The 8,975-nt window shown below is 69.1% G+C and carries 9 protein-coding genes; all 9 read left to right on the plus strand.

The window, feature by feature from the left end:
• Window positions 1-22: 22 nt before the first annotated feature.
• The 9 genes from thrS to pdxT are packed head-to-tail and all read left to right on the plus strand — an operon-like array spanning window position 23 to window position 8,858.
• Complete coding sequence (gene thrS, locus A5745_RS09620) at window positions 23-2,074, plus strand: threonine--tRNA ligase (RefSeq protein ID WP_076115874.1); 2,052 nt, start codon at window positions 23-25, stop codon at window positions 2,072-2,074.
• Window positions 2,071-2,634, plus strand: coding sequence for an HIT domain-containing protein (locus A5745_RS09625; RefSeq protein WP_076063896.1), 564 nt, complete (start codon window positions 2,071-2,073; stop codon window positions 2,632-2,634). The genes thrS and A5745_RS09625 overlap by 4 nt, the downstream gene beginning before the upstream one ends.
• Window positions 2,631-3,281 carry a phosphatidylinositol phosphate synthase gene (gene pgsA / locus A5745_RS09630; RefSeq protein ID WP_076063955.1) on the plus strand — a complete coding sequence of 217 codons (651 nt, stop codon included), beginning with the start codon at window positions 2,631-2,633 and terminating at the stop codon, window positions 3,279-3,281. The genes A5745_RS09625 and pgsA overlap by 4 nt, the downstream gene beginning before the upstream one ends.
• Window positions 3,278-4,249 carry a phosphatidylinositol mannoside acyltransferase gene (locus A5745_RS09635; protein ID WP_076115875.1) on the plus strand — a complete coding sequence of 324 codons (972 nt, stop codon included), beginning with the start codon at window positions 3,278-3,280 and terminating at the stop codon, window positions 4,247-4,249. Before pgsA ends, A5745_RS09635 begins: the two co-directional genes overlap by 4 nt.
• Complete coding sequence (locus A5745_RS09640) at window positions 4,249-5,373, plus strand: glycosyltransferase family 4 protein (RefSeq protein WP_076115876.1); 1,125 nt, start codon at window positions 4,249-4,251, stop codon at window positions 5,371-5,373. Before A5745_RS09635 ends, A5745_RS09640 begins: the two co-directional genes overlap by 1 nt.
• A complete protein-coding gene (locus A5745_RS09645) occupies window positions 5,373-6,401 on the plus strand; it encodes an NUDIX domain-containing protein (RefSeq protein WP_076063901.1) in 1,029 nt (342 codons plus the stop codon). The genes A5745_RS09640 and A5745_RS09645 overlap by 1 nt, the downstream gene beginning before the upstream one ends.
• A gap of 45 nt (window positions 6,402-6,446) precedes the next feature.
• On the plus strand, window positions 6,447-7,364 hold the full coding sequence (gene pdxS / locus A5745_RS09650) for a pyridoxal 5'-phosphate synthase lyase subunit PdxS (RefSeq protein WP_076115877.1): 918 nt from the start codon (window positions 6,447-6,449) through the stop codon (window positions 7,362-7,364).
• Window positions 7,365-7,408: 44 nt separating this feature from the next.
• Complete coding sequence (tesB, locus tag A5745_RS09655) at window positions 7,409-8,254, plus strand: acyl-CoA thioesterase II (RefSeq protein WP_076063904.1); 846 nt, start codon at window positions 7,409-7,411, stop codon at window positions 8,252-8,254.
• 7 nt (window positions 8,255-8,261) lie between these two features.
• Entirely contained in the window at window positions 8,262-8,858 is a 597-nt protein-coding gene (pdxT, locus tag A5745_RS09660; protein ID WP_076115878.1) for a pyridoxal 5'-phosphate synthase glutaminase subunit PdxT, read from the plus strand.
• The last annotated feature ends 117 nt before the right edge of the window (window positions 8,859-8,975 follow it).

Raw genomic sequence — 8,975 nt, forward strand, 5'->3', positions numbered from 1 at the left:
CCAGCCTTGGAGACCCAACCCGATGAGTGCCCCCGCAAACCCAGCCCCAGCAGCCCCGATCCGGGTGCCTGCCGGGACGACCGCGGCCGCCGCGGTCGGTGAGGCGGGGTTCCCGCGCCGGGGGACGCCCGACGCGATCGTGGTGGTGCGCGACGCTGAAGGGAAGCTGCGTGACTTGAGTTGGGCACCCGACGCCGACGCCGAGGTCGTCCCGGTGGCGGCCAACACCGACGAGGGCCGTAGCGTCATCCGGCATTCCACCGCGCACGTGTTGGCGCAGGCCGTGCAGGACCTGTTCCCGCAAGCCAAGCTGGGCATCGGACCGCCCATCACCGACGGCTTCTACTACGACTTCGACGTGGCCGAGCCGTTCACTCCGGAGGACCTGGAGGCGCTGGAAAAACGGATGCGCCAGATCGTCAAGGACGGCCAGCTGTTTTCCCGGCGGGTCTACGAGTCCAAGGAGCAGGCGCGCGAGGAGCTGGTCAACGAGCCCTACAAGCTCGAACTCGTCGACGACAAGTCGGGTGACCCCGACGTCATGGAGGTCGGCGGCGACGAACTCACCGCCTATGACAACCTCAATCCCCGCACCCGCGAAAGGGTGTGGGGCGATCTGTGCCGCGGCCCGCACATCCCCACCACCAAGCACATCCCAGCGTTCAAGCTGACCAGAAGCTCCGCGGCCTACTGGCGCGGCGACCAGGAAAACGCCAGCCTGCAACGCATCTACGGCACCGCGTGGGAGTCGCAGGAGGCGCTCGAGCACCACCTGACGTTGATCGAGGAGGCCCAGCGCCGCGATCACCGGAAGCTGGGCGCCGAGCTGGATCTGTTCAGCTTTCCCGACGAAATCGGTTCCGGCCTAGCGGTTTTCCACCCCAAGGGCGGCATCGTGCGCAGGGAGCTGGAGGAGTATTCGCGGCGCAAGCACATCGAGGCCGGCTACGAGTTCGTCAACACCCCGCACATCACCAAGGCGCAGCTGTTCCACACCTCGGGCCACCTGGACTGGTACGCCGACGGCATGTTCCCGCCGATGCACCTCGACGCCGAATACAACGACGACGGAACGGTGCGCAAGCCGGGCCAGGACTACTACCTCAAGCCGATGAACTGCCCGATGCACACGCTGATCTTCGGTTCGCGTGGGCGCTCCTACCGCGAACTTCCGTTGCGGCTCTTCGAGTTCGGCACGGTGTACCGCTACGAGAAGTCCGGCGTGGTGCACGGGCTGACCCGCGCCCGCGGATTCACCATGGACGACGCGCACATCTTCTGCACCCGCGAACAACTGCACGACGAGCTGGCTTCGCTGCTGCGCTTCGTGCTCGAGCTGCTCGGCGACTACGGGCTGGAGGACTTCTACCTGGAGTTGTCCACCAAGGACCCGGACAAATTCGTCGGCTCCGAACAAGTGTGGGAGGAGGCCACCGCCACGCTGGCCGACGTCGCCCGGGAGTCGGGCCTCGAACTGGTTCCCGATCCCGGCGGCGCCGCGTTCTACGGACCGAAGATCTCGGTGCAGGCCCGCGACGCGCTGGGCCGCAGCTGGCAGATGTCGACCATCCAGGTGGATTTCAACTTCCCGGAGCGCTTCGAGCTGGAATACACCGCCGCCGACGGGAGCCGGCGGCGCCCGGTGATGATTCACCGCGCGCTGTTCGGGTCGATCGAGCGGTTCTTCGGCATCCTCACCGAGCACTACGCGGGGGCGTTCCCGGCGTGGCTGGCACCCGTCCAGGTGGTCGGCATCCCGGTCGCCGACGAGCACATCGCCTACCTGGAAGAGGTTGCCGCCCAATTGAAGTCGCACGGGGTGCGGGTCGAAGTGGACGGCAGCGACGACCGGATGGCCAAGAAGATCGTCCACCACACCGGCCAGCGGGTGCCGTTCATGCTGCTGGCCGGCGACCGCGACGTGGCCGCCGAGGCGGTGAGCTTCCGCTTCGGCGACCGCACGCAGATCAACGGCGTGCCCCGCGACAGCGCGGTCGATGCGATCGTCAAGTGGATAGCCGATCGCGAGAACGCCGCTCCCACAGCGGAATTGGTGAAAGTGGTCGGGCCGTGAGCAGTCGGGAGGAAGCGGAGGACACCATCGTCGACACCGGCGTCGGCGAGAGTGATCACCTGCAGCGGTTATGGACGCCGTACCGGATGACCTACCTCGCCGAGGCGCCGATGAAGCGCGACAACGCCAACACCGAGCAGCCCTTCACCGACATCCCGCGGCTGCCCGACGAGGACGGCCTGGTGGTCGCCCGGGGCGAACTCGTCTACGCCGTGCTCAATCTCTACCCGTACAACCCCGGGCACCTGATGGTGGTGCCGTACCGGCGGGTCTCCGAGCTCGAGGACCTGACGGACGCGGAGAGCGCGGAGCTGATGGCGTTCACCCAGAAGGCAATTCGCGTCATCAAGAACGTGTCGCATCCGCACGGCTTCAACGTCGGGATGAACCTGGGCACATCGGCGGGTGGCTCACTGGCCGAACACCTACACGTTCACGTGGTGCCGCGGTGGGGCGGCGATGCGAACTTCATCACCATCGTCGGTGGCGCCAAAGTGATTCCGCAGTTGCTGCGCGAAACGCGTCAGCTGCTGGCCACGGAGTGGGCCCGGCAACCATGAGCAAGGTGCACTTCCTGTCGCGGGCCGCGTTCACGCGGATCAGCACCCCGACGGCGCGGGCGTGTCTGCGGATGGGTTTGACGCCGGACGTCGTCACCATCCTGGGCACCGTCGTCGCGGTGGCGGGCGCGCTGGCGCTGTTCCCAATGGGCAAGTTGTTCGCCGGCACGCTGGTGGTCTGGTTCTTCGTCCTGTTCGACATGCTCGACGGCGCGATGGCCCGCGAGCGTGGCGGCGGCACCCGCTTCGGGGCGGTCCTCGACGCGACGTGCGACCGCATCAGCGACGGCGCCGTCTTCTGCGGGCTGCTGTGGTGGATCGCGTTCGGGCTGCACGACAAATTGCTGGTGGTCGCGACCCTGATCTGCCTGGTCACGTCGCAGGTGATCCCCTACGTCAAGGCCCGGGCCGAAGCCAGCGGGCTGCGCGGCGACGGCGGCATCATCGAACGCCCGGAGCGGTTGATCATCGTGCTGGTCGGCGCCGGGCTGTCGGATCTTCCGGTGTACCCGTTGCCGTGGGCGCTGCCGGTGGCGATGTGGCTGCTGGCCGCGGCCAGCCTCGTCACGTGCGTGCAGCGGTTGCACAGGGCGCGGAGTTCGCCCGGCGCGACCGATCCCATTCCGCCCGGAACGGGCCAGCCGTGATCGCCACCCCGGCCGGCCTGAAAGTCTTCGACCTGCCGCGCAGGTTCGCGGGCCGCTTGATGGGCCGCCACGCGAGCGATTGGGCGTACGCGGCCGGCTGGATGGCAGTGCGGGCCGTGCCGGAATTCGCCGCGCGCACTGCGTTCGACACCGGGGCGCGCTACGCGGCGCGCAATGGTGGGCCGGACCAGTTGCGCAAGAACCTGGCCCGGGTGATCGGCGTCGCGCCGGCCGACGTGCCCGACGAACTGATGCGCGCCTCGCTGGCATCCTATGGCCGCTACTGGCGGGAGGCGTTCCGTCTGCCGACCATGAATCTGCCCGAACTGGCCCGCCGGCTGCACGAATCGGTTCGGGGGATCGACAACCTGGAAAAGGCCCTGGCCGCGGGCCGCGGGGTGGTAATGGCGCTGCCGCACAGCGGCAACTGGGACATGGCCGGCGTCTGGCTGGCCCACACCTTCGGCACTTTCACCACCGTCGCCGAGCGACTCGAACCGGAGTCGCTCTACAACCGTTTCATCGCGTACCGCGAAACGCTCGGCTTCGAGGTGCTGCCGCTGTCCGGCGGCGAACGGCCCCCCTTCGAGGTGCTGTGTGAACGGCTGCGGGACAACCGAGCCGTGTGCCTGATGGCCGAGCGCGACCTCACCCGCACCGGCGTCGAAGTCGAATTCTTCGGCGAAGCCACCCGGATGCCGGCGGGCTCGGCGAAGCTCGCGATCGCGACCGGGGCGGCCCTGTTGCCGGTGCACTGCTGGTTCGAGGACGGAGACGTTCAAGGCTGGGCAATCTCGATACACCCGGCGCTGGACTGCAGCAGCGGCGACGTGCGCGTCATCACCCAGGCGCTGGCCGACCAGTTCGCCGCGAACATCGCCGCTCACCCGGCCGACTGGCACATGATGCAGCCGCAATGGCTGGCCGATCTGTCCGATGCCCGGCGGGCGCGGCTGAAGGAAGCCTGATGCGCATCGGGATGGTCTGTCCCTACTCGTTCGACGTACCCGGCGGGGTGCAGTCGCACGTCCTGCAACTTGCCGAGGTGATGCGCGCCCGCGGGCACGAGGTCAGCGTGTTGGCGCCGGCGTCGCCGCACGTGTCACTGCCCGACTACGTCGTCTCCGCCGGGCGGGCCATCCCGATTCCCTACAACGGATCGGTCGCGCGGCTCCAGTTCAGTCCGGCGGTCCACGGCAGGGTCCGAAAGTGGCTCACCCAAGGCGAATTCGACGTGCTGCACCTGCACGAGCCGAATGCGCCCAGCCTGTCCATGTGGGCGCTGCGGGTCGCCGAGGGCCCGATCGTGGCGACATTCCACACCTCGACCACCAAATCGCTGACGCTGTCGGTGTTTCAGGGTGTGCTGCGGCCCTGGCACGAGAAGATCGTCGGCCGCATCGCGGTGTCCGACGTGGCGCGGCGCTGGCAGATGGAGGCGCTGGGCTCCGACGCCGTGGAGATCCCCAACGGGGTCGACGTCGATTCCCTGGCCCATGCCGCGCCGCTGGACGGCTATCCGCGGCCGGGCAAGACGGTGCTGTTCCTGGGCCGCTACGACGAGCCGCGCAAGGGCATGTCGGTCCTGCTCGACGCGCTGCCCCGGGTGGTCGAGCGCTTTTCCGACGTCCAGCTGCTGATCGTCGGTCACGGCGACGAGGACGAATTGCGGGAACAGGCGGGCGAATTGGCGCAGCACATGCGTTTCCTCGGGCTGGTGGACGACGCCGGCAAGGCCGCGGCGATGCGCAGCGCCGACGTCTACTGCGCGCCCAACACCGGCGGCGAGAGCTTCGGCATCGTGCTGGTGGAGGCCATGGCCGCTTGCACCCCGGTGGTGGCCAGCGACCTCGACGCGTTCCGCCGCGTGCTGCGCGACGGCGAACTGGGCGGCCTGGTGCCGGTGGGCGACGCCGGCGCACTGGCCGACGCGCTGATCGAGGTGCTGGACGACGATGTGGTGCGGCAGCGGTATGTGGCGGCCGCGTCCGAGGCGGTCCGTCGCTACGACTGGTCGGTGGTGGCCAGCCAGATCATGCGGGTGTACGAGACGGTCGCCGGGTCGGGCGCCAAAGTTCAGGTGGCCAGCTGATGGTCTGGCTGATCGTCGCCGTTGTCGCGCTGGTCGTGGTGCTGGCGGTGTGCGCCGCGTGGGCCTATCAGCGGGCCACCCGGCTGGACCGCTTGAACGTTCGCTACGACCTGTCCTGGCAGGCGCTCGACGGCGCGCTGGCGCGGCGCGCGGTGGTGGCCCGCGCGGTCGCGATCGACGCCTACGGCGGGGCGCCGGAAGGTAGGCGCTTGGCCGCCCTGGCCGACGCCGCGGAACGCGCGCCCCGGCACGCGCGGGAGAACGCGGAAAACGAGCTCTCGGCCGCGCTGGCGATGGTGGATCCGGCGTCGCTGCCCGCGGGCCTGATCGCCGAGCTCGCCGACGCCGAGGCACGCCTGCTGCTGGCCCGCCGTTTCCACAACGACGCGGTCCGCGACACCCTCGCCCTGGCCGAGCGGCGCATGGTGCGCGCCTTGCGGCTCGGTGGAACGGCCGCGCTGCCAAGCTATTTCGAGATCGTGGAACGCCCCCACGCGTTGGCGCACAGCCACCACGGCGCGCCCAGCCACCGCACCTCCGCGCGGGTCGTGCTGCTCGACGAAACCGGCGCGGTGCTGCTGCTGTGCGGTTCGGATCCGGCGATCACCGACGGCAGCGCGCCGCGGTGGTGGTTCACCGTCGGCGGCGAGGTGCGCCCCGGCGAACGACTGGCCGAGGCCGCCGCGCGGGAGCTCACCGAGGAAACCGGCCTGCGCGTCGAGGCGGCCGACATGGTCGGGCCGATCTGGCGGCGCGACGAGGTGTTCGAGTTCAACGGCACCCTGATCGACAGCGAGGAGTTCTACCTGGTGCATCGCACGCGGCGGTTCGAGCCGTCCCTTGCGGGGCGCACCGAGCTGGAACGCCGCTACATCCACGGCGCCCGGTGGTGTGACGCGAACGACATCGCGGAGTTGACCGCGGCCGGCGAACAGGTCTACCCGCTGCAACTCGGCGAACTGCTGCCCGCGGCCCTCCGGCTGGCGGACGACGCCCGCAACCCCGGCGTGCTCGAGTCGATCCGCTGATCGCGAGAAAACCCGCTTGTCGCTGACCACTAGAGTGGAAGCGCAATGTCTGAGGAAAAGAAGAAGCCAGTGGAGTCGAATCAGGCCACGGGAACGGCCCGGGTCAAGCGCGGTATGGCCGAGATGCTCAAGGGCGGCGTCATCATGGACGTCGTCACCCCGGAGCAGGCCCGCATCGCCGAGGGCGCCGGCGCCGTCGCGGTGATGGCGCTGGAGCGGGTGCCCGCCGACATCCGCGCCCAGGGCGGGGTCTCGCGGATGAGCGACCCCGACATGATCGAGGGCATCATCGCCGCGGTCACCATCCCGGTGATGGCCAAGGCCCGCATCGGGCATTTCGTCGAGGCGCAGATCCTGCAGAGCCTCGGCGTCGACTACGTCGACGAGTCGGAGGTGCTGACCCCCGCCGACTACACCCACCACATCGACAAGTGGAAGTTCACCGTGCCGTTCGTGTGCGGCGCGACCAACCTCGGTGAGGCACTGCGGCGCATCAACGAGGGCGCGGCCATGATCCGCTCCAAGGGCGAGGCGGGTACCGGAGACGTCTCCAACGCGACCACCCACATGCGGGCCATCGGCGGCCAGATCCGACGGCTGACGTCGCTGTCCGAAGACGAATTGTACGTCGCCGCAAAGGAATTGCAGGCGCCCTACGAACTCGTCGCCGAGGTGGCCCGCGCGGGCAAGCTGCCGGTCACGCTGTTCACCGCGGGCGGGATCGCGACTCCCGCCGACGCGGCGATGATGATGCAACTCGGCGCCGAGGGCGTGTTCGTCGGCTCGGGCATCTTCAAGTCGGGCGACCCCGCGGCGCGCGCCGCCGCGATCGTCAAGGCCACCACCTTCTTCGACGACCCCGACGTGCTGGCCAAGGTGTCCCGCGGCCTGGGCGAGCCGATGGTCGGCATCAACGTGGAGCAGATCGCGCAGCCGCATCGCCTCGCCGAACGCGGCTGGTAAAAAATAGCGATGAGCGCTTGCGCGAAGAGCCGACTTTCGTAGCCGTGGCGATCGAAGAGATCCTTGATCTCGAGCAACTCGAGGTCAACATCTACCGCGGCAGCGTGTTCAGCCCGGAATCCGGATTCCTGCAACGCACCTTCGGCGGTCACGTCGCCGGCCAGTCGTTGGTGTCGGCGGTGCGCACCGTCGACCCGCAGTACCAGGTGCACTCGCTGCACGGCTATTTCCTGCGGCCCGGGGACGCCCTGGCGCGCACGGTCTTCATCGTCGAGCGCACCCGCGACGGCGGCTCGTTTGCCACCAGGCGCGTCAACGCCATCCAGCACGGCGAGATCATTTTCAGCATGGGGGCGTCGTTTCAGACCGATCAGGAAGGCATCCACCACCAGGACCCCATGCCGGCCGCGCCGCCCCCCGACGGGCTGCCCGGGCTGAACTCGATCAAGGTCTTCGACGATGCGGGGTTCAAGCAGTTCGAGGAGTGGGACGTCTGCATCGTGCCGCGCGACCGGCTGCAGCTGTCGCCCGGGAAGGCCGCGCAGCAGCAGGTGTGGTTTCGCCACCGCGACCCGCTGCCCGACGACCCGGTGCTGCACATCTGCGCCCTGGCCTACATGAGCGACCTCACGCTGCTGGGCTCGGCGCAGGTGACCCACCTCGACGTGCGTGAGCACCTGCAGGTGGCGTCGCTCGACCACGCGATGTGGTTCATGCGGGCGTTCCGGGCCGACGAGTGGCTGCTCTACGACCAGAGCTCGCCGTCGGCCAGCGGCGGTCGCGCGCTCACGCAGGGCAAGATCTTCACCCAGACCGGCGAGATGGTCGCGGCCGTCATGCAGGAGGGGCTGACCCGCTATAAGCGCGGATTCCGGCCTTCTGAACAGTGAGGGCACAGTGAGCGCACCACGGGTCGGCGTGCTGGCGCTGCAGGGCGACACCCGCGAGCACCTCGCCGCGCTGCGCGAAGCCGGCGCCGATTCCATGCCGGTTCGCCGGCGCAGCGAGCTCGAGGCGATCGACGGCCTGGTCATTCCCGGCGGCGAGTCCACGACCATGAGCCACTTGCTGCTCGACCTCGACCTGCTCGAGCCGCTGCGGGCGCGGCTGGCCGACGGCCTGCCTGCTTACGGCGCGTGCGCCGGCATGATCCTGCTGGCCAGCGAGATCCTCGACGCCGGCGCGGGCGGACGCGAGGCGCTGCCGCTGCGCGCGATAGATATGACGGTGCGGCGCAATGCTTTTGGACGGCAGGTCGATTCGTTCGAGGGCGATATCGAGTTCGCGGGGCTCAACGGCCCGGTGCGGGCGGTGTTCATCCGCGCGCCGTGGGTCGAGCGCGCCGGTGACGGCGTGCAGGTGCTGGCCCGGGCCGCGGGGCACATCGTCGCGGTGCGGCAGGGCCGGATGCTGGCGACGGCTTTTCACCCCGAGATGACCGGCGATCGCCGCATCCACCAGCTGTTCGTCGACATCGTCAACGGCCGGCACTGAAGCCCCGTCTGTCACTTGTTCACCCGAGGGCCGCGGCTAGGGATGTGCCCGCCTCAAAGCGACAATCCGTAGGATCTCCGGTGACCAGGCCCGATCCCCAGCCGTCCGGCTTGTCGC

The organism is Mycobacterium sp. IS-2888 (assembly GCF_001954215.1).
In the GTDB taxonomy this organism is placed as follows: Bacteria; Actinomycetota; Actinomycetes; order Mycobacteriales; family Mycobacteriaceae; genus Mycobacterium.